Below are 20,537 nucleotides of genomic sequence, written 5' to 3' on the forward strand. Positions count from 1 at the left end.
CCGGATCCCCTCCGCCGCACCCACGCCCCTCCCCGTGCCCGCTCGACCGCGGAGCTCGCGATACTGTGAGCCCTCTCACCCCGGACCTCCAAGGAGACGCACATGTCGGTCGGCCTGCTCGCGGTTGTCGATGACATCCTCACCGCCGCCCTGAAGGCGAGCGCCAAGACGGCGGGCGTCGTGATCGACGACGCGGCCGTCACCCCGCAGTACGTGCAGGGCCTCACGCCGGCGCGGGAGCTGCCGGTGGTCGGGCGGATCGCGCTGGGGAGCCTGTTCAACAAGTTCGTCATCATCATCCCGCTGGCGCTGCTGCTCTCGGCGTTCGCGCCGCAGGTGCTGCCGTACCTGCTCATCCTCGGCGGCGCGTTCCTCTGCTTCGAGGGGGCGGAGAAGGTGCTCGAGTGGTTCGGCGTCTCGCACGGCGGCCACGAGACGGAGGCGCGCGACGAGAAGAAGCTCGTCTTCGGCGCCATCCGCACCGACGTCATCCTGAGCACCGAGATCATGCTGATCGCGCTCGACGGCCTCGACCCCGACTTCGGGATCTGGCCCACGCTCGGCGCGCTCCTGGTCGTCGGGCTCGGGATGACCGTGCTCGTCTACGGCGCCGTCGCGCTGCTCGTGAAGATCGACGACGTGGGCCTGCGCCTGATGAAGAACGCGGCCCGCGGCGTGCGGCGCACCGGAGCGAGGATCGTCGCGTCGATGCCGGTCGTGTTCCGCGCGATCAGCATCATCGGCACGCTCGCCATGCTCTGGGTCGGCGGGCACCTCGTCGTCGCGAACCTCGCCGAGACGGTGTGGCACGGTCCGTACGACCTCGTGCACGTCGTCACCCACGCGGTCGAGGGCGCGGGCCCGGTCGTCGTGTGGCTGGCCGACACCTTCGTCTCGATGATCTTCGGCCTCGTGCTGGGTCTGGTCATCGCGGCCGTCGTGATGGGCGTCTCGCGCCTGCGCACCCGCGACGAGGCGGCCGCGGGGCACTGAGCGGGGTCTCGATACGCCGCGTGCCGCGGCTGGTCGACCGGCATAGGGGTGCGCGGTCGCTCCACCGGCGCGGAGGTGTGCGGCTGCCCGACCGGCACGGATCCATGCCGATCGGGTAGCCCGCGCCGCGGTCGTATCGGGATCTCACGACGCGCCGCCCGCGCCGCGCCGCTCCGAGGGCGAACGACGGACCGCCCCCGTCCCCGGAGGGGCGGAGGCGGTCCGTGTCGGAGGGGGCGTCAGCAGCTGCGGGCCGCGTACGCTCCCGTCGCCACCGAGGTGACCTGCTCACCGTCGACCGTGCCCGTCGCGGTGACGGTGGCCTGGCCGGCCGGCACCGAGGCCGCGCGCGTGGTGAATGCGGCGCTGCCGCTCGCGCCGGGCGCGACTCCGGTGACCTGCTTCGACCCGGAGGGCGTCGCGATGGTCATCGAGACCGGCACGCCGGACTCGTTCTTCGCCGCGACGGTGAGCGTCACCTTGCCGGCGATGCAGCGGGTGGTCGCCGTGACCGCGACCGCGAGGGCGGCGGGCGCCTTCAGGGTCACCGTCACCGTCGTGGTCGAGGTGACGGAGCCGTCGGCCGCGCGGACCGCGATGGTCGCGACTCCGCCGTTCGCCGTCGTCGGCTGGGTGATCCGCACGGTGGCCGCCGAGTCGGTCGCCACTGCTCCGATCACCGGCATCGCCGTGCCCTCGACGGTGACCGCGTAGGAGGTGCGGGCCGGGTCGAACCCGGCGATGCCGGCTCCGCCGACGCTCAGGGCGCCCAGGGTGGCGACCGCGGCGGGCGAGGCGACCGACTCGTAGAGCTTGGTCTCGGCCACGATCAGGTGCGTGTTGTCGTAGGCGTTCATCACGACGCGGAAGGCCTTGGCCGTGACGGGCGCGAACGACGCGACCAGGGTCGGAGCCGTTCCTCCGGCCGGCGACGCGAGCGCCACGGCCGACTCGTACCCGGGGACCGCGGTCCAGGTCGTGCTGTCAGCGGCCTGGTACTGCAGCTGGTAGGTCTGCGCCCAGCTGGTGCCGCCGTCGGCCAGGAACTGCACCGACACCTTCTCGACCTGGTGGGTCGAGGGGAAGGTGTAGGTCAGCGAGCTCTGCGCGGCCTTGGTGCCGTTGGTCCAGTTCGACCAGCCCTTGTCGCCGTCCACGCCGTTGCGGGTGCGCTCCGGTCCGTAGCCCGACTCCGACGACGACGCGGTCGCGACGATGCCGGTGTCCGGGTTGAAGTTGCGGAGCGTGCCCGTGGTGACGAGCACCGTGAGCGTGGCGGGGAGCGTCGCGCCGTCGGCGGTCGCCGTTCCCGAGACCGTCACCTGCCCGGCCCGGGCGAGGGAGGCGGTGGTGAGCGGCGTCCAGTCCCAGACGACCGGCACCGGGAAGGTGCTGGCCGAGGCGCCCACGCGGGCGGGGACCGTCGTCGGGGCCGAGGCCTTCACTCCGGCGACCGAGGCGCCCGCGGCGGCCGTGACCGACACGGGGTCGGTCGCGGTCAGTCCGCCGACGTCGACGAGCGCGGTGACCGTGATCGTCTGGCCGTAGAGGTCGGTCGCGGTGCCGGGCACCTCGACGCGGCCGGTCGCGCCGTACGCCGAGTCGGCGGGGCGCTGCCAGGTGACGGCGAGCGGTGCGCCGGCTCCCCAGGAGTACTGCGGGGTGATGCTCGCGGGCAGGGTCGGAGCGACACCCGCGGTGGTGCGGACGGCGATCGTCTGGCCGGCGGTCGGGGCGAGGTCGCGGAGGGACCACGACTGGTTCGCTCCGCCGTTGGAGGTGTAGACGCCGACCGACGCGTTGTCGGCGCTGGAGCCGCCGTTCACGTCGAGCGACTGGGCGATGGACTCGTTGACGAGCGAGAAGTTCACGCCGTCGGTGGTGTTGACGATCCAGCGGGTCGCGGCGGTCGTCTTCGCCGCGTCGACGGACAGCGAGCGCAGGTCGGTGCCGGCGGTCGTGGCTCCGAGCACGCGTCCGTCGCCGTTGACGAGGACGACGCGGCGGGTGGCCTCGCGCTCGCCGGCGGCGACCTCGCGGACCGTCCAGGTCTGCTTGGCGGCCGTGGCGGAGTCGGTGGCGAGGCCGGTGATCGTGGTCGCGGCGCCCGAGGGGTTGCCGGTCAGGGCCTTGCCGCTCTGGGTGCCGACCAGCTGGTAGCGGTGGCCGTCGCGCAGGGCGGGGGCGGAGTCGGCGACTCCCGAGACTCCGTCGATCGAGAAGCTCGTGACCGACTTGGCGGGCACGGTGATCGTGGCGGTGCGCGAGATGCGGTCGACGCTCACCGGCGTCTTCGCGACCAGGGCGTTGCTCGTGGGAGCGGCGGCCGAGGAGGCCTTCGTGGTGACGTAGGGGGTGACCGTCGCGGTGTCGGCGATGGTGCCGAAGCGGGAGAGGTCGAGCACGACGGTCTTCTCGGTCGCGGTGCTGTTGGTGTGCACGACGGTCGCGCCCGAGCCGTCGCCGCGGACGGCGGCGGTGGAGGAGCTGTCGTTGGAGGGCATCAGGTGGTCGCCCTCGTGGATGAACTTGGTGAAGTTCCGGATGGTGTTGAACTTCGAGTTCGTCTCGACGCCGCAGACCGGGGCCTTGGTGGAGTCGCCACCGGCGTCGGCGACGCGGCGGACCGACTTCCAGACCTCGGTCCCGTTCTCCTGGTACGGCTTGCAGTCCAGGTCGATGTAGACGGAGCCCCAGTTGAGGTTCTCGCCCTTGGGCTTGGGCTGCTGCATGTTGTAGTAGTCCTCGACGGGCTGCCAGAGCACCCACGCCTTCGGCTCGAGCTCGCGCAGGTCGTCGTTGATGCGGCCGGCGATGCCGAGGCCGTTCTCCATGTTGGTGGGGTCGAAGCCGGTGACCCAGTTGCCCTCGATCTCGCTCATCCACAGGTCGGTGTCGGCCTGCTTCGCGAGGTCGCGGACCTTAAGGCGGCCCGAGGTGCCGTAGGTGTGGACGTTCATCCGGTCGACCTCGGCGCGGATAGCGGCGGAGTAGGCGGCCCAGTTCGTGGCGAAGATGTCGGGGTTGGTCTCGTCCATCGCGGCGAGGCCGGCGTCAGTGGTCGAAGCGTCCAGCGCGGCGGTGACGTCGGGGATCAGACCCGCCTGGCGCGTCGGGCCGACGTGCATGCCCTCCTGGCGTCCGCCGGTCGGGACGCCGTTGGAGAGCTGCGTGCCCCAGTAGTTCGTGTTCGGCTCGTTGAAGGGGTCGAGCGTGTCGAACTCGATGCCGTACTCGTCCTCCATGTGCTCGGTGACCTTCACGAGGTACTTCGCGAACTGCTCCTCGGCGGCGGGCTTCAGCTGCTCGCTGTTCGCGTCGAAGCCGCCCGAGACGTAGCCGCTCTCGGTCATGAAGTACGGGGCGGAGTTGGAGAACGCCTCCCAGTGCGAGATCTGCTTCTCCTCGGCCAGCCTCTCGACCCACCAGCGCTGCGTCTCGTCGGCGGTCCAGTCGTAGGAGGCGGGGTCGTCCGCGTTCCACTTGGCCAGGAGCGCGTCGCGGTCGGCGAGCTTCGTGGAGGTGCCGCCGTAGGTCGACGCGTCGCCGGCCGGGTTCTGCTTCCACCAGCCCTCGACGGCGCCGCCCGGGCGGAGGTAGTCCTTCACGTCGGAGGCGTTGCCGCCGCCGATGTTGTAGCGGGCGATGTTGAGGTCGAGGCCGCTGTCGCCGAAGACCTTCTGGTAGAGGTCCTCGCGGAGGGCCTCGGGATAGCCGCCGGTCGCGTTCGCGAACCAGACGAGGCTGGTGCCCCAGCCCTCGAACGCCTCACCGGCGGCGGCGGGGTTCGGCGTGATGCGGAACGCGTCCGCGGCCTGAGCGGGGGCCGCTGCGGCGGGGATCGCCAGCAGTGCTCCTGTGGCCAGGGCGGCGCTCGTGGCGAGCGCGGCGACCCTTCTGAAGGACATCGACATTGATGCGGTCTCTCTTTCGCCATCGAAATGCGGGCATGTTCACGTGAACGCGCCCTGACGGCCGACTGTACATGTTCACGTCAACAATCGGAAGGTGCTCAGGGGCGGGCGGGGCCCGCGTCGGCGAGAAGCCAGGAGTCGTCGCAGTCGACGCCGAGTGCGACGACTCCTGGAGTGTCGTGGGCATGCGGAGGCGTGCGGCCGCGCGGCGCGACACCCCCGCGCTCAGACGCGGTGCGTCGTCTCCGGGAAGGCCTCGGGCTCGCACTGGATGGTCGCGTGGTCGATGCCGTGGCGCTCGCGGAGGACGGCGAGCACCCGCGAGAGCGCGGTGCGGTAGTCGGCGTCGGGGGCGACGACCACGTGGCCGGTAGCGCTCTCCATGCCCGAGGTGATCGTCCACACGTGCAGGTCGTGCAGCGCGAGCACGCCGGGGACGGCGCAGACGTCGCGCTCGAGCGCTGCGAGGTCGACGTGCGCGGGGGCCGACTCCATCAGGATCCCCAGCGCCTGCCGCGTCAGCGACCAGGTGCGGGGAAGGATCAGCAGCCCGATCAGCACGCCGACGATCGGATCCGCCCACGCCCAGCCGGTGGTGAGCAGCACGATCGCCGCGACGATCACGCCGATCGAGCCGAGCGCGTCGCCGAGCACCTCGAGGGAGGCTCCGCGGAGGGTGATGCTCTCCTTCGCCCCGGCGGACAGCAGGCGCAGGCTCACGAGGTTGACCGCCAGGCCCACGACGGCGGTGATCAGGAGGGGGCCGCCGGGCACCGCGGGCGGCTCGGCGAAGCGGCGGACGGCCTCGACGATCACGAACGCGGCGACAGCGAACAGCAGCAGGCCGTTGGCGAGGGCGGCCAGCACTTCGAGGCGGTAGGAGCCGTAGGTGCGGCCCTTCGCGGCGGGGCGGGCGGCGAGCGAGATCGCGGCGATCGACATTCCGAGGGCCAGCACGTCGGTGCCCATGTGCGCGGCGTCCGAGAGCAGCGCGAGCGAGCCCGTCGCGACTCCGACCGCGAACTCGACGACCATGAACGCCGCGGTCAGCACGAAGGCGGCCACGAGCGGACGCCGGTGCCGTGCGGCGGCGGAGCCGGCCGGAACGCCGTGAGAGTGGCCCATCGGCTCCTCCGATCCCTGTTCGTATAAACAGTCTTGCATGCGTCCGGAGGCGAGCGCGAGGGCCCTCAGCCGACCAGCGGGTCCAGCGCCTCGCCGAGGTAGGGCGCCAGGGTCCGGGCATAGGACTCGGTGAGGTGCCCGAGGTCGCGGTACACCTTCACTCCGCCGATCACGAGGGGGCAGCCGCGGTCGTCGCAGAACCAGCGGGTGAGGTCGACGGCGGCGGCGCCCGGCCAGTCCTCGGCGGCGGCGGCCATCAGCTCGCGGTCGGCGAAGGCCTCGTCGAGCGGCACGCTGCAGTCGGCCGCGGAGCCCGGCTCCTCGGCGCAGGCCAGCAGGGAGAGCGAGGGCAGCACCGGATTGTCGCGGATCGCGACCACCGTGGATCCGCGGGCGATCAGCGGCGCCCACGACTCGTGGAACCCGTCGATGCCGGCTTGCTCGTCGGGGGTGCCGGACGCGTCGACGAACACGGACTTCTTCGCGGAGTAGGCGGTGACGACGAGCGCGTACGGCTCCTGGCCCGCGAGCTCCTCCTGCAGCTTCCCGTTCCAGACGTCGCAGGAGCGGCGGGAGGAGGCGGAGTCGTCGCGCCGCTCCGCGGTCGAGAAGACGCAGCCCGTCTTGTAGTAGGTGTGCAGGTCCCAGCCGCGCTCATCCGCGACGCCGCGCAGCGCCGGGAAGAACGACGCCGCGTGCGAGTTGCCGATGAGCAGCACGCGGAGGCCGACGGGATCGCCGAAGCGGCACTCCTTGAGCGCGGTGCCGGAGTTGCCCGTGCTGCACTCGTCGGTGTTCAGGGCGGAGCCGTCCTCCGAGGCGTCGACGGCGGGCAGGCTCGTGGTCCAGGAGTCGGGGCAGGCGTTCGCGAGCGCCGCGGCTCCGACGCAGCCCTCGGTCGAGACGGGGAGGGCGTGCGCGCGGGTGAGGTCGGCGGCGATCGCGGCGTTCGTTCCGGTGAGGCCCGTCGCTCCGACCAGGGCGGCGACGGCCAGCAGGGCCGCCGGGGCGAGCGCGCGGAGGCGGTGCGGGCGCTCGGCGGGGGCGCGGCGGTGGAGGGGGTCCTCGAGGAAGCGCTTCAAGGCGGCGGCCAGGAGGATCGCGGCGGCGATGACGCCCAGGCCCGCGAGGGCGGTCGGGTCCTCGCCGGTGCTCTCGCGCCAGAAGACCAGGAGCGGCCAGTGCCAGAGGTAGATCCCGTAGCTCAGGCCGCCCAGCCACACGAGCGGGCGCAGGGCCAGCAGTCGGCCGACTCCGCGCTCCGGGGCGGGGCCGGTCCCGGCGACGAGCACGAGCACCGCCGAGAGGGTCGGCCAGAGCGCGGCGGCGCCCGGGAACGCGCTCGAGACCTGGAGCACGAATCCGCAGGAGACGACTCCGATCAGCCCCAGCCACCCGGCGACCGTCCGCAGGGCCGCCGGGATCGCCAGTCCCGGAAGCACGAGGGCCGCGAGCGAGCCGAGCCCGAACTCCCATGAGCGGGCGAGGGTGCTGTAGTACGCGGTCGGCTGGTCGATCCCCACCAGCACGACCGAGAACGCGAACGAGAGGACGGTGAGCGCCGCGACGAGCGCCAGCAGGAACCGCGGCAGCTGCGCGCGTCGCCGCAGCAGCACGGCGGCGAGGGTCGCGACGAGCACCAGGGCGAGCCAGACCAGGTAGAACTGCCCCTGCACCGACATCGCCCAGAAGTTCTGCACCGGGGAGTGGAAGTCGTCCTGCGCGAGGTAGTCCACTCCGGCCCGCGCGAGCGCGACGTTCTCGACGTAGAAGGTCGAGGCGAGCACCTCGGTGAAGGTCTGCAGCAGCTGCGAGGGGCGCAGGAGGAGCGGAGCGAGCGCCGCGACGACGACCAGCACCACCGCGGCCGCCGGGAAGAGCCGCGAGGCGAGCCTCCGGAGGAAGGCGATCGGACGCACGCGCCCGAACCGGCGGATCTGGCCGAGGAGGGTCAGGGTGGTGAGGAACCCGGCGATCACGAAGAAGACGTCGACGCCTCCGGAGACGCGGCCCAGCCAGATGTGGAACGTCGCGACCAGGAGGGACGCGACGGCGCGCAGTCCCTCGATCTCGGGCCGGTAGCCGGACGCGTCGGCCTTGCGCACCAGCGCGGACCGGCCGGAGGAGGCGGTGCGGGCGGAGTGGCGGGGCAACAGGATCCTTCTGTGACGGTCGGAGGGCGGTGGGGCGGGCGCCGTCGAGCGTCGCTGTCCAGGATCGCGCTCTCCCGCCCCCAGGGGAACCGTGTCCGGGGTGCTGTCCACCTGGTTGGGGGCTACGGAGGCGAGGTGCGCGACAGGTGTCCGCTTACTCGGCTGTTCCGGGCCTTCTGAGTGCGGTGAGGACTCGGCAGCCGCCGTCCGCGCGCGCGACCACGGCGACTCCTGCGGAGTCGCCGGCGGGCCGGGCCGAGGGTGGCCGAGGGTCGGTGGCGCGGATCGACTGGCGCGAATGGACGGGGCCAGGTGAGGTAAGGCTATGCTTACCCGGGCTCCACGCCGAGACGCGGGTGCCGCCCGCCGACAGACCGGGCCGACGAGCCCTGCCGGCGAACCGGTCCCATGAACCGGGCCCATGAACCGGGCCGACGACCGTCGCCCACGAACCACGGGAGATCCATGTCCACGCACCGACGGCGCCCCGCCGCCCTCGCCCTCGCCGCCCTGACCCTGCTCGCCCTCACCGGCTGCGGCGCCTCCGAGCAGATCGAGCCCGAGAGCACGGCCGCCGCGGGAGAGGGCACGACCTCGTACCCGCTCACGCTGGACGACTGCGGCACCGCGACCACCGTCACCGCCCCTCCGCAGCGGGTCGTCTCCCTCGACCAGAACTCGACCGAGATCCTGCTGTCCCTCGGCCTCGAGGACCGGATGGTCGGCACCGCCTCCTGGACCGACCCCGTGCTCGAGACCCTCGCCTCCGCGAACGAGAGCGTGCCGCGCCTGGCCGACAACGCGCCCACCTACGAGGTGCTGCTCGGTGCCGACCCCGACTTCGTCACCGCCTCCTTCGGCCGCCACTACGCGCCCGAGGGCGTCGCCTCGCGCGACCGCCTCGCCGAGACGGGGATCGGCTCCTACCTCGCCCCCTCCGACTGCGACAACGGGGCGAGCGTCAACGGCGGGAGCGGCACGCGCACCGTCCCACTGACCGTCGACGTCCTCTACCAGGAGATCCACGAGCTGGCCGAGGTCTTCGACGTGCAGCAGCGCGGTGACGCCCTGGTCGCGCAGCTGCAGGAGCGCGCCGCCGCCGCCACCGAGGGGGTCGACCTCGGCGGCCGGAGCGTCGCCTTCTGGTTCGCCGACACCAAGACGCCCTACATGGCCGGCGGCTACAACTTCGCCTCGATGCTCGGCACCACGACCGGCATGACCAACGTCTTCGCCGACCGCACGGAGGACTGGCCCGCCGTCGGCTGGGAGAGCGTCGTCGCGGCCGACCCGGACGTCCTCGTCCTCGGCGACCTGCAGCGCGACCGCTTCCCCGGTGACCGCCTCGACGACAAGACCGCATTCCTCCGCTCCGACCCGCTGACCAGCAGCCTGCCCGCGGTGCAGGACGGCCGCTTCATCGCGCTCCACGGCGCCGAGATGAACCCGTCGATCCGCTTCGTCGACGGGCTCGAGAAGATCCGCGCCTGGTGGGACGAGAACGGGGCCTCGCTCTGAGCACGGGCACGGGCACGAGCACGGTCCTCGTCCGCCGGGTGCCGCGGGGTCTGGCCGCCGCTGCGCTGGTCGTCGGCGGGCTGCTCGCGCTGGCGCTCTCGGTTGGCGTCGCGGTGACGCTCGGCCCGGCCGACGTCTCGCTCGTGAACGTCCGCGACATCCTCCTCAACCACCTCGGGCTCGCCTCCGTCCCGGTGCGCCCGGCCGAGGACGCGATCGTCTGGCAGGAGCGCCTCCCACGCGCACTCGTGGCCGCGGCCTGCGGGGCGGGGCTCGGCGTGTGCGGAGTGATCCTGCAGTCGCTGCTGCGGAATCCGCTCGCCGACCCGTTCGTGCTGGGCGTCTCGTCCGGAGCGTCCACGGGCGCGGTGCTCGTCGGCGTGCTCGGGGTCGGCGGAGGAGTGGTCGGGCTCTCCGGAGGCGCCTTCGTCGGCGCGCTGGTCGCCTTCGGCTTCGTGCTGCTGCTCACGCGGTTCTCGGCGGGCGGCACCTCCGGCGTGATCCTGGCGGGGGTGGCGAGCACGCAGCTGTTCTCGGCGCTGACCTCGCTGATCGTGTTCGCGCTCGCCGACTCGGACGAGACGCGCGGCGTGATGTTCTGGCTGCTCGGCTCCCTCGAGGGGATGCGTTGGGACGACGTGGCGCTGAGCGGAGGAGTCGTGCTGCTCGGCTCCGTGGTCTGCCTCGCCGCGGCGCGCACGCTCGACGCGTTCGCCTTCGGGGAGGACGTGGCCGCGTCGCTCGGCGTGCACGTGGGCCGCACCCGCCTCCTCCTGCTGGTGGTGACGGCCCTGCTGACGGCGACCCTGGTGAGCATCGCCGGCGCGATCGGCTTCGTGGGGCTGGTGCTGCCGCACGCCGCGCGACTCGTGTTCGGCCAGCGGCACTCGCGGGTGATCCCGGCGACGATCCTGCTCGGCGCGGTGTTCCTGGTGTGGGTCGACGCCGGGTCGCGGGTGGCGTTCGCGCCGACTCCGCTGCCGGTGGGGGTCGGCACGGCACTCGTCGGCGTGCCGGTGTTCATGCTGCTGCTCCTGCGGCGGAGGGGCCGCTCGTGACGCTCGAGGCCGACCGGGTCTCGTGGCGCCGGGGCGGCCGCCTGGTGGTCGACGGCGTCTCGCTCCGCCCCGCTCCCGGCTCGACAGTGGGACTGCTCGGGCCCAACGGCTCGGGCAAGTCGTCGCTGCTGCGGCTGCTGCAGGGCACCGCGGCTCCGGACGCCGGCGTCGTCACCCTCGACGGCGCGCCGCTCCGCTCGCTCCGCCGCCGCGAGGTCGCCCGGGCCGTGGCCACGGTGACGCAGCAGGCCGAGACGGAGGCGGACCTCCCCGTCCGCGACGTCGTCCGGCTGGGGCGCACCCCGCACCGCTCCCTCCTGGGCGGAGACACGGCCGAGGACCTGCGCGCGATCGATCGCGCCCTCGAGCAGGTGGGCCTTGAGGCGAAGGCCGACCACCTCTGGCACACCCTCTCGGGCGGCGAGCGACAGCGCGCGCACATCGCCCGGGCGCTCGCGCAGGAGCCGCGCGAGCTGCTGCTGGATGAGCCGACCAACCACCTCGACATCCGCCATCAGCTGGAGCTGCTGGCCCTGGTGCGGGCGCTGCCGGTGACCACGGTCGTCGCGCTGCACGACCTCAACCTCGCGGCCCTCTTCTGCGACGCGCTGCTGGTGCTGCGCGAGGGGCGCGTGGTCGCGAGCGGCACCCCGGAGGAGGTGCTCACCCCGGCGCTGATCGCGGACGTCTACGGGGTGCGCGCCCGCGTGATCGTCGACGCCGGACGGCCGCACGTGCTGTTCGACTCCTGATTCCGCTGCCGCATCCTGACCCCACTGCCAGACGATCGTCGATCAGTCAACGGTCTCGTCCACTTCCAGCAGCGCGTTCTACCGTCGGTGAACCGGCTTCGAGACCTCACAGGAGAGGTCCCCCTCGCGCTGGGCGAGGTGCTCTCCTGACGGAGGGCGATGGACGTGCCGGTGACGACGAGGGGAGTCGAGAGATGTCCAGAGACGACGTGGCACCGGGGCGGTTCGCGCGGTTCGTGAAGTGGGTCAACAAGGCCGACGGCTGGGAGCCGCAGTACCTGCGCGGGCGGGTCGTGGCCAAGAAGGACGGCGAGTGGATCGTCGCGGTCGACGGCGAGGAGCGCCGGATCGTGAAGAAGGAGTGGAGCATCTACCGCTGACCCTCGGGGAGGACTCGTGATGCTGCCCGACCGGCGCACTCCCGAGATCAGAGAGGCGCGTCCCGGAGTCTTCGTGCTCGAGCTGCGCCGCACCCGCCGCCGGCCCGCCGAGGAGCTGGGCGTCCTGATCCGCACGGGCACGACCTGGACGGTGCTGGGGCCGGACGGGGTGCGGGCGGACGTGACGAGCTTCCACGAGGCCGTGGAGGCCCTGCGCGAGTAGCGGGCGCTGACGTGCCCGCACCCGTTCGGGCGTGTCGACGACCGTCCCGGGCGCCTCGGCGCAGCGCCCCCGCCCGGTCAGGTGTCGAGCAGCGCGGCTCCCACGGCCTCCCGGCTGAAGGGCACGGAGTAGGCCATCAGGGCGCCGGCCTGCGCGTCGCGGAAGATCCGCTGCACGGGGGAGCGCGCGAGGTAGGCGCCTCCGCCGCCGACCGAGAGCGCGAGCGCGGCGGCCTTCTTCGCGAGCTCGTTGGCGAGCATCTTGGCCTCGGTCGCCGCGTCGCGCGCCGACGGGTCCCTCTGATCGGCGAGCCACGCGGTGTTCTCGGCGAGGAGTCGTCCTGCTCGCAGCTCGGCGGCGACCGCGCCGGTCTCCGAGCGCACCCACGGAGCCTCGGCGAGCGGCGCGGCGCCGGGAGTCCGCACGCGCTGTGCTCCGGCCACCAGCGCATCGAGCGCCGCCTCCGCGATGCCGATCGAGAGCGCGGGGAAGCCGATGGTGATCAGGTTCGCGTAGTCGGCCGGCGGCGGCCCGCAGCGACGCGAGGCGGACAGGAGCGTGCCCTCGAACGCGACGGCACGGCTGCGGGTCGCCCGCATCCCCATCGTCGCGTCCAGCGGAGGGAGGGACACGGTCTCGTCGCGGGTGACGCCGAAGAAGGCCGGCCCCCCGTCGATCCGCACGTTCACGAGGAAGTGCTCGGCCGCCTCCGCACCGGAGACGAACAGCTTCCGGCCGGTGAGGGACCAGCCGCCGTCCACGGACGGCGCGTCCTGGTGCGAGTTCAGGAAGTGGTTGCCGCCGGCCGCCTCGGACAGCGCGTTCGCGAAGCGCGCTCCCCGGCGCAGCTCCGCGGCGAAGAAGGACGCCTCCTCGGGCGAGGACTGCATCACCAGGGCGTGCGCCGCCCCGAGGTGCATCAGCCACACGGCCGCGACGGCGGGGTGAGCGGAGGCGAGCAGCCGGACGGTGTGCGCCAGCGCCGCGTAGGAGAGGGCCTCGCCGCCGTGCTCGCGTGGGAGGAAGGCCGCGTCGAGCCCGCTCGCGGAGAGTGCGCGCAGGTGCTGCAGCGGCAGCTCGCCCGAGGCGTCGTCCGACTCCGCGGTCGCCCGGCACTCGGCCGCGATCGTCGCCGCGACCTCCAGCCACCGCCGTTCGGACTCGGGCGGAGCGAAGGGGGAGGGTCGAGCGTGCATCGCGACTCCGTTCGTGGGGGAGGGGTCAGAACTGGTACCGCGCGGTCGAGAAGACCTGCGGGGGCCGGACGGTGCGCATGATCGAGTACGAGACCAGCCCGGGATGGTGGAGCTCGCGCGCGTGGAACAGGCGGCGGCCGCTGAGGCCGATGCCCACGATGTCGAGGGTCAGGACGGCGGTGCCCGCGGGGTGCTCGAAGAGCTCGGACTCGGCCTCGCCGAGGACCTCGGCGGAGGGCGTCGTCACCTCCCAGGCGATCGCCTCGCCCCACATCTGCTTGACCGCGCTGTAGATCGAGTCCCCGAGGTCGACGTCCGCGCGGGGGTAGGGGAGCGGCATGGTGCCGAAGGAGAGCATGGCCACCTCGCCGTCGGCGCGCCACCGCTTCACGATCCGGGCGGCGGGCTGCTCGGCCGGAGTGCGCAGCAGATCCGCGCTCGGCTTGGGCAGGGCGACGGTCGACACCTCCAGGACCTCGACGCTGCTGTCGTAGCCGTGCTGCTGGAGCAGGAGGCTGTACTCGAGCTGGTCCTCGAAGCGCACGCTCAACCGCGTCGCGACGGGATCCACCTCGGTCGCCGCACCCTGGCGTCGCAGGACGATGCCCTGCTGCTCCAGCGAGGCCAGCACATCGCGCACCTGCTTGCGGCTCACGCCGAGCGTCTCGGCGATCTCGACCTCTCCGCGCAGGGTCGCCCCCGCCGCCGCCGCGTCGCGGACGAACCTCAGGACGCCCGCGAGCACCCTCCTGTTGTCGGTCGTCATCCCGTCCCCGCCTTCTCCGCGGACGATTCTGCCCGCTCCTGGGGACTCGCGGGCGCGGGCCGTGCGCGGCCGAGGTGCCGCAGCCGGCGCCGCGACGTCACGACGAGGACGAGGAGGGTCACGACGTAGGGCAGCGACTGGTAGACCTCGCTCGGCAGGGTCAGGGCGGTGGACTGCGCGAGCAGGGCGAAGCTCTGGAGGAACGCGAACAGCAGCGCGCCCAGAGCGATCCCGAGCGGACGGCTGCGGCCCATGATCACCACGGCCAGGACGATGTACCCGCGTCCGGCCGTGATGTCCGGGGCGAAGGAGCCGATGGTGCCGACCGTGATCGCCGCACCGCCGAGCCCTGCGAGAGTCCCTCCGACGAGGAACGCCGCGGCACCGGTCCGCTGCACCCGCACCCCGCGCAGCGCCGCCGAGGCGGGGTCGGCGCCGACGGCGCGCACGGCGAGCCCGAAGTGGGTCGAGCGCATCACCCACCAGGCGACCACGAGGAGGACCGCCGCGAGGTAGACCAGGGGGCTCTGCACGAAGAGCGCCGGGCCCACGAGCGGGAGGTCCGCGAGCGGCCCGAGGGGGACTCGGGGCAGGGTCTCGACGGTCACGTTCGTCGTGCCGGCCGGCACCCAGAGCTGGAAGAGGTACGTGCTGAGCCCGAGGCCGAGCATCGTGACGGCGAGCCCGATGACCAGCTCGTTCGCGCGCAGCCGGAGCACGACGACGTTCATCACGGCGGCGAGGAGGAGGCCGACCCCCGCCCCCGCGGCGAGCCCGGCGACCGGCCCGGCGGCACTGCCCGCCCAGACCCCCGCGAACGCGCCGAGGATCATCATCCCCTCGATGCCGAGGTTGATCCGCCCGGCGCGCTCCACGACGCCCTCGCCGATGCCCGCGAGCACGAGCGGAGAGGCCAGGACGAGAGTCCCGGCGAGGATCGACAGCCACAGGTCGACGCTCATCGCCCGCTCCCCTCTCGCTCGGCCTCGACGACGGTGCCGGCGATCCCCTCGCCGGGCGGCTCGACGATCCCGGACTCCGGCTCGGCGGGCGCCACGACCGGGCGGCGCTGGTAGGCCGCGATGCAGGCGACTCCGATCAGAAGGACTCCCTTGACGACCTCGGCGATCGAGGACGGCACGGTGCCGGTCGCGGACTGCATGCCGACCGCACCGGCGGTCAGCGCCGAGAAGAAGAGCGCCGCGACGACGACGCCGACCGGGGCGAGGCCGCCGAGCAGCGCGACCGCGAGCCCCGAGAAGCCGACTCCGCCGGACACGGAGTTCAGCAGGCGCTCGTTGACTCCCGCGACCTGGATCCAGCCGACCGCTCCGGCCCCCGCTCCCGAGACGAGCATCGTCGAGTAGAGGGTCCGCGCCCGCGAGGAGCCCAGCCTCAGCGCCAGGGTCGGCCGCTCCGCGAACACGCGCAGGCGTGCGCTGCTCGCGGTACGGAGCCACAGCATCAGGAGGACTGCGACGACGAGGACGATCACCAGCCCCCAGTGCGCGCGGGTGCCCGGCAGGAGGATCGGCAGGGCCGCCGCCTCCGGCAGCTTCGCGCTCTGCGGCGTCGCCGTGGCCTCTCCGCTGGAGAGCCAGGTCCGCAGGGTGAAGCCGAGGAAGCCGGCCGCGATGTAGTTGAGCAGCAGAGTGCTGAGGATCTCGTTGACACGCCAGCGCACGGCGAGGAACGCGGGGAGGAGCGCGGTCGCGGCGCCTCCTGCCGCTCCCGCGAGCAGGCCGGCGAGCCAGAGCACCGGCCCGGGCGCTGCTCCGCCGGTGAGGGAGTCGACGCCGAGGGTCGCCGCCGTCGCCGCGATCGCTCCCATCACGATCTGCCCCTCGGCGCCGACCGAGAAGACGCCGGCCCGGAGGGCCGGGACGAGCGTCAGGGCGACCATGCCGACCGGGACGGCGCCGACGAGCACCTCGCCGACGCGGTACGGGGAGGAGGAGACGCCCTCGACGAGTCCCCGCAGGCCGACCAGCGGGTCTGCTCCCGCGAACAGGATGAGCGCCGCGGCCACCGCGACGACGGCCAGCACGACGATCGCGCCGAGCAGCCAGCGCCGGCGGTCCAGGCCGTTCACCGGTGCCCGCCCTCGTGGGCGCAGCGGTCGGCGGGCCCGGGCAGCAGCACGTCGACGAAGGCCTGGGTCGGAGTGTCGATGAGCCCGAGCTCGGTGATGCCGAGATCGGGGACGACGTAGAGGCCGACGAAGGACAGGACGATGTAGGGGGACGGGATCGTGCAGCCCAGCGCGTGCGTCGCGGCGTGTCCGCGGCGCAGGGCCTCGGCGGTCTCCTCGAAGGGCGCGGCGCTCATCATGCCGCCGACCTCCAGGGGGACCCGCGCGAGGACCTCCCCGTCGGCGACGGTGACGAAGCCTCCGTGCATCCGCCGCAGCTCCTCGACGGCCGCCAGCATGTCGGCGTCGTTCGCGCCGACGACCGCGACGTTCATGTTCGGGCAGTTCATCGTGATCGCGATCGCACCGCGGCGCAGCCCGAACCCCTTCACGAAGCCGATGCCGGCCAGGGCCTCGCCGTGGTGGCGGTCGATCACGGCGACCTTGAGCACGTCCTGCGCGGTGTCGGACTGCACCAGGCCGTCCGAGACGGGCAGCTCCGCATCGAACGCCCGCTTGAAGTAGCCCTTGTGCATCTCCATCGCCCGCACCCGCACGCGCTCAGGACCTTCCTCGGGCGCGGGCAGGGCCAGGAGCCCGGGATCGAGGACCTCGGGGAGCCGGACGGTGCCGGCGGTCCAGTCGGGGACCGTGTCAGTGTTCTCGAACAGAGCGACTCCGTCCCGCGCGGCCACGCGGCCCCCCATCACGACGACGCTCGGGCGCACCTCGGCGAGGTCGGGGATCACCTGCAGATCCGCCAGACGCGACGGAGCGATCAGGCCGAGGATCTGGTCGAGCCGGTAGTACCCGGCGGGCTGCGTCGTCGCCATCCGGTAGGCCAGCTGCGGGTCGACCCCGAAGCGGATCGCCTGGCGCACGTGGTGGTCGATGTGTCCTTCCTCGTGCAGGTCGAGGACGTGCTTGTCGTCCGCGCAGAAGCACAGGCTCCGCAGGGCGGGCGCGATCCGGTCGAGATCGGAGAAGAGAGGGACGGTGTTGTCGGTGAGGGAGGCGCCCATCACGGTGATCATCGCTCCGAGACGCACGCGCTCGAGCACCTCCTCGACGGTGGCGGAGTTGTGGTCGTCGCCGACCCCCGCCGCGAGGTAGCCCCACAGCGACTCCTGCGTCTGCGCTGCGGTGTGGCCGGTGATCCTCCGACCGGCCGCGAGCGCGGCGGCGAAGCGCGCGGTCGACACCTCGCCGTAGTCGAAGGGGTTGCCCTCGCCGAGACTCGTGGTCACGTCGTCCAGGAGCCGGGCGTGGACGGTCTCCTCGGGGATGACGGCGCCGCCGCGCTCGAGCACCTGCGAGGCGGGGGTGGTCGGGGAGACCTGCTGGAAGATCCGCAGCGGCGTCGTCGTCCGCGTGAGCAGATCCATGCCAGGCGGTCCCCAGACGTTGGCGGCGCCGTTCGGATCCGTCAGGACCGTCCCGGTGCCGCGCGCCACGCTGAGGCGCGCGAGCTCTCCCGGAGTGAGGTTGGTGTACTCGATGTGCAGGTGCGCGTCGAGGAACGCGGGGACGACGTGGGCGCCCCGCGCGTCGATCTCCTCGCCGCCCTCGGCGACGTGGCCCCACGGGGTCAGTGCCGCGATGTGCCGGCCCGCCACGAGCACGTCGCACTCCAGCCACTCCTCGGTGCCGGGGGACTGCACGAGCCCGCCGCGCACGATCAGATCGGGGCGCTCGGCGCCCACGGCCACGGCGCGCAGCCGGCCGAGCTCGGCGGCGGTCGGGAGGAGGTCGGAGCGGTCGGTCATCGGGGGTCTCCTTCGGAGGTGGTCGAGAGGCCGGCCATCGCGCGGCCGAGACGGGCGGTGTCGGCCTCGGCGACCGGCAGATCGGCGACGACGCGGCCCGCGAACATCACCAGGACCCGGTCGGCCACGGCGAGCACCTCCTCCAGGTCGTGGGAGGCGACGATCACGGCGGCCCCGCCGTCGGCGAGCCCGGTCAGGCGGGAGCGGATCGCCTGCGACGCGCGGAGGTCGAGCCCCTGCGTCGGGCCGTGCGCGAGGACGGCCCGGGGCGAGCCGCCGAGCTCGCGGGCCGCGAGCAGCTTCTGCTGGTTGCCTCCGGAGAGGCCCCCGGCGGGCAGCCGCGGGTCGGCGGGGCGGACGTCGAAGGCCTCCAGGAGGTCGGCGGCGGCCGGTGCGTCGCCGGAGCGCGGGGCGCCGACCGCGCTGCGGTAGACGGCGAGGTTCTCCGCCAGGGTCATCCGGGGCACGATCGCGTCGCCGCGCTCCTCGGGCATCCAGGCGAGCCCGGCGTTCAGCAGGTCGACGGCGGAGGCGCCGGGCGCCGCACCGGCCATCCGCACCGTGCCCTCGTCGGGTCGGACGACGCCGCTGAGGACGTCCAGGAGGAGGTTCTGGCCGCTGCCGGCGACGCCCGCGATCCCGACGACCTCCCCCGCACGCACGGAGAGGGTCACTCGGTCGAGATCTGCATCCCTCGTCGAGGTGGCCACGAGGCCGGAGCACTCGAGGACCGGGTCCCCCGGCGCGCGGCGGGCGCGGGGCGCGGGAGCCGGGAGGTCGCCGACCATCAGGCGTGCGATCTGCGGGGCGTCGAGTCCCTCGGCGCTGCCGCGGTGCACGAGCGCGCCGTGCGAGAGGACCGTGATGTCGTCCGCCACGTCCCGCACCTCCTCGAGCCGGTGGGTGATCAGCACGATCGCGGTGCCGAGAGCGCAGAGGGAGCGCAGATGCGCGAACAGCCCGCCGACCTCGAGCGGGCCCAGGCTCGCGGTCGGCTCGTCGAGGATCAGGGTGTGCGCTCCCTCCGCGAGGGCGACGACGATCTCCCCGAGCTGCCGGTGCGCCTGCGGCAGCGAGCCGGTCGGCGCGTCGAGATCGACCTGCACTCCGGCGCGCTCGAGCGTCGCGGCGAGAAGGGCCCGGGCCGAGCGCCGGCGCACGAGCGCTCGGCGCCCCACCACGAGGTAGTTCTCGACCAGGCTCAGCTCGCCGACGAGGCTCAGCTGCTGCGGCACGAGGTCCACGCCGCGCGCTTTCGCGCCGGCGCGATCGCGGGGGGCGTAGGGCGCGCCGTCGAGCAGGAGGGTGCCCGAGTCCGGGCGTTCGAGTCCCGCGAGGACGCGGGCGAGCGTCGACTTGCCCGCGCCGTTCTCGCCGACGAGGGCGTGCACGGCGCCCGGCCGCACCGTGATGCCCACGTCGGTCAGGGCCCGGACGCGCCCGAAGCTCTTCGAGACGCCCCGCGCCTCCAGGACGCCGCTGCTCATGGCCGGTCCGTCCTCAGCCGTCGATGCTCACGGAGCCGTCGGACAGACCCGCGATCAGCTGCTCGACCTTGTCGCCGGTGTCGGCGGGGACCTCGCCGTCGACGGTGTTGACGTCCTGGTACGAGATGCCGCCGTTCTCGACCGTGGAGGTCACGCCCTTGTCCCCGAAGCCGCCCGCGGCGACCTCTTCCACCCAGGCCTTGACGATGGGGTACATGTCGAGGTCGACGGTCGAGACGTTGGTCGCGAGGGCGGCGTCGCCGGCGGCGGGCGAGACGCCCACGCTGAGCACGCCGGCCTCCGAGGCCGCGGAGCCGACGCCGGTCGCGATGCCGTCGCCCGTCGTGTAGACGAGGTCCGCGCCCTGCCCGATCAGACCGGTGGTCGCGGCGGCCGCCGCCTGGGCGTCGTCGAAGCTGCCGGCGTAGACCACGGGGAGGAGGGTGGCCGAGGGGTTCGCCGCGGCGACCCCCTTCTGGAAGTAGGAGTCGGTCGCCGTGACGAAGTCGAGCTCCAGGCTCTCGACGCGGCCGATCGAGGAGGCGCCGGTCAGTCCTGCGATGTAGCCCGAGAGGTAGCCGACCTGGGGGGTGCTGTAGGTCCAGGTCTCGACGTTCGCGGTGTGCTTGTCGAGGATGTCGGTGCCGCCCGAGGCGGTGAAGTGCACGTCGGGGAACTGCTCGGCCACCGAGAAGACGGCGTCGCCGAGCTCGATGCCGTGGCCGATGATCAGGTCGTAGCCCTGGCTCGCGAAGTCGGCGATCACGGGCTCGCTCGCCGCGGGGTCCGACATCTGGTCGCGCAGCTCGTACTCGATCAGGCCCTCGCTCTGCAGCTTCGCGAGCGCATCGCTGAGCGCCTGGTTGAAGGCGCCGTCGGTGGTCGTGCCGGGGGTGAGGGCCCCCACCTTGATCACCCGGGGGCCGTCGGAGGAGCCCGCGGCGTCGGAGCCGGACGAGGCGGCGGAGGAGCAGCCCGCGAGGGTGAGCGTCGCGGCGGTGAGGGCGAGGAGGGAGCGGAGAGGGCCGGCGGTTCGTCTGGTCATGGCGGGGCCTTTCGGAGGAGGGGGTGGGGT

Annotated in this window: 16 protein-coding genes; 6 read left to right on the plus strand and 10 right to left on the minus strand. The window is 73.2% G+C overall.

What is annotated here, in order from left to right; all coding sequences use genetic code 11:
* The first annotated feature begins 102 nt into the window (after positions 1–102).
* The gene (locus tag C5C10_RS16390; RefSeq protein ID WP_104329790.1) at positions 103–993 is read left to right on the plus strand and encodes a DUF808 domain-containing protein; all 891 of its coding nucleotides are present in this window, start codon (positions 103–105) and stop codon (positions 991–993) included.
* Between the two features lie 239 nt (positions 994–1,232).
* Here C5C10_RS16390 and C5C10_RS16395 read toward each other — a convergent pair whose 3' ends face one another.
* From C5C10_RS16395 to C5C10_RS16405, 3 genes are all read right to left on the minus strand, one after another.
* Positions 1,233–4,901: a glycoside hydrolase gene (locus tag C5C10_RS16395; RefSeq protein WP_181073497.1), complete on the minus strand. Its 3,669-nt coding sequence runs from the start codon at positions 4,899–4,901 to the stop codon at positions 1,233–1,235.
* A gap of 231 nt (positions 4,902–5,132) precedes the next feature.
* The gene (locus C5C10_RS16400) at positions 5,133–6,032 is read right to left on the minus strand and encodes a cation diffusion facilitator family transporter (protein ID WP_104226358.1); all 900 of its coding nucleotides are present in this window, start codon (positions 6,030–6,032) and stop codon (positions 5,133–5,135) included.
* Positions 6,033–6,097: 65 nt separating this feature from the next.
* Positions 6,098–8,185 carry an acyltransferase family protein gene (locus tag C5C10_RS16405; protein WP_181073498.1) on the minus strand — a complete coding sequence of 696 codons (2,088 nt, stop codon included), beginning with the start codon at positions 8,183–8,185 and terminating at the stop codon, positions 6,098–6,100.
* 465 nt (positions 8,186–8,650) lie between these two features.
* Between C5C10_RS16405 and C5C10_RS16410 the strand changes: the two genes are divergently transcribed.
* The 5 genes from C5C10_RS16410 (at position 8,651) to C5C10_RS16430 (ending at position 12,116) form a co-directional block, all read left to right on the plus strand.
* Positions 8,651–9,703 (plus strand): ABC transporter substrate-binding protein, encoded by a 1,053-nt coding sequence (locus C5C10_RS16410; protein ID WP_104329793.1) that lies wholly within the window; start codon positions 8,651–8,653, stop codon positions 9,701–9,703.
* The gene (locus C5C10_RS16415) at positions 9,676–10,761 is read left to right on the plus strand and encodes an iron ABC transporter permease (RefSeq protein ID WP_104329794.1); all 1,086 of its coding nucleotides are present in this window, start codon (positions 9,676–9,678) and stop codon (positions 10,759–10,761) included. Before C5C10_RS16410 ends, C5C10_RS16415 begins: the two co-directional genes overlap by 28 nt.
* The gene (locus C5C10_RS16420; RefSeq protein WP_104329795.1) at positions 10,758–11,513 is read left to right on the plus strand and encodes an ABC transporter ATP-binding protein; all 756 of its coding nucleotides are present in this window, start codon (positions 10,758–10,760) and stop codon (positions 11,511–11,513) included. The genes C5C10_RS16415 and C5C10_RS16420 overlap by 4 nt, the downstream gene beginning before the upstream one ends.
* A 194-nt stretch (positions 11,514–11,707) precedes the next feature.
* Entirely contained in the window at positions 11,708–11,893 is a 186-nt protein-coding gene (locus C5C10_RS16425; RefSeq protein ID WP_104329796.1) for a hypothetical protein, read from the plus strand.
* Between the two features lie 19 nt (positions 11,894–11,912).
* Positions 11,913–12,116, plus strand: coding sequence for a hypothetical protein (locus C5C10_RS16430; protein WP_104275813.1), 204 nt, complete (start codon positions 11,913–11,915; stop codon positions 12,114–12,116).
* A 77-nt stretch (positions 12,117–12,193) separates the two neighbouring features.
* On the opposite strand, the gene C5C10_RS16435 is transcribed toward C5C10_RS16430, so the two are convergent.
* From C5C10_RS16435 to C5C10_RS16465, 7 genes are read right to left on the minus strand one after another with little or no spacing between them, the layout of a single operon-like run.
* A complete protein-coding gene (locus tag C5C10_RS16435) occupies positions 12,194–13,312 on the minus strand; it encodes an acyl-CoA dehydrogenase family protein (protein ID WP_104329797.1) in 1,119 nt (372 codons plus the stop codon).
* A gap of 25 nt (positions 13,313–13,337) precedes the next feature.
* On the minus strand, positions 13,338–14,078 hold the full coding sequence (locus tag C5C10_RS16440) for a GntR family transcriptional regulator (protein WP_104329798.1): 741 nt from the start codon (positions 14,076–14,078) through the stop codon (positions 13,338–13,340).
* Positions 14,075–15,040 carry an ABC transporter permease gene (locus tag C5C10_RS16445; RefSeq protein WP_104329799.1) on the minus strand — a complete coding sequence of 322 codons (966 nt, stop codon included), beginning with the start codon at positions 15,038–15,040 and terminating at the stop codon, positions 14,075–14,077. Before C5C10_RS16445 ends, C5C10_RS16440 begins: the two co-directional genes overlap by 4 nt.
* Positions 15,037–16,170 (minus strand): ABC transporter permease, encoded by a 1,134-nt coding sequence (locus C5C10_RS16450; RefSeq protein ID WP_104329800.1) that lies wholly within the window; start codon positions 16,168–16,170, stop codon positions 15,037–15,039. The genes C5C10_RS16445 and C5C10_RS16450 overlap by 4 nt, the downstream gene beginning before the upstream one ends.
* On the minus strand, positions 16,167–17,975 hold the full coding sequence (locus C5C10_RS16455; RefSeq protein ID WP_104329801.1) for an adenine deaminase C-terminal domain-containing protein: 1,809 nt from the start codon (positions 17,973–17,975) through the stop codon (positions 16,167–16,169). The genes C5C10_RS16450 and C5C10_RS16455 overlap by 4 nt, the downstream gene beginning before the upstream one ends.
* The gene (locus C5C10_RS16460) at positions 17,972–19,462 is read right to left on the minus strand and encodes an ABC transporter ATP-binding protein (protein WP_104329802.1); all 1,491 of its coding nucleotides are present in this window, start codon (positions 19,460–19,462) and stop codon (positions 17,972–17,974) included. The genes C5C10_RS16455 and C5C10_RS16460 overlap by 4 nt, the downstream gene beginning before the upstream one ends.
* Before the next feature lie 13 nt (positions 19,463–19,475).
* Positions 19,476–20,507 (minus strand): BMP family ABC transporter substrate-binding protein, encoded by a 1,032-nt coding sequence (locus tag C5C10_RS16465; protein ID WP_104329803.1) that lies wholly within the window; start codon positions 20,505–20,507, stop codon positions 19,476–19,478.
* Positions 20,508–20,537: the final 30 nt, after the last annotated feature.

Source organism: Rathayibacter sp. AY1A3 (assembly GCF_002930975.1).
Lineage (GTDB): Bacteria > Actinomycetota > Actinomycetes > Actinomycetales > Microbacteriaceae > Rathayibacter.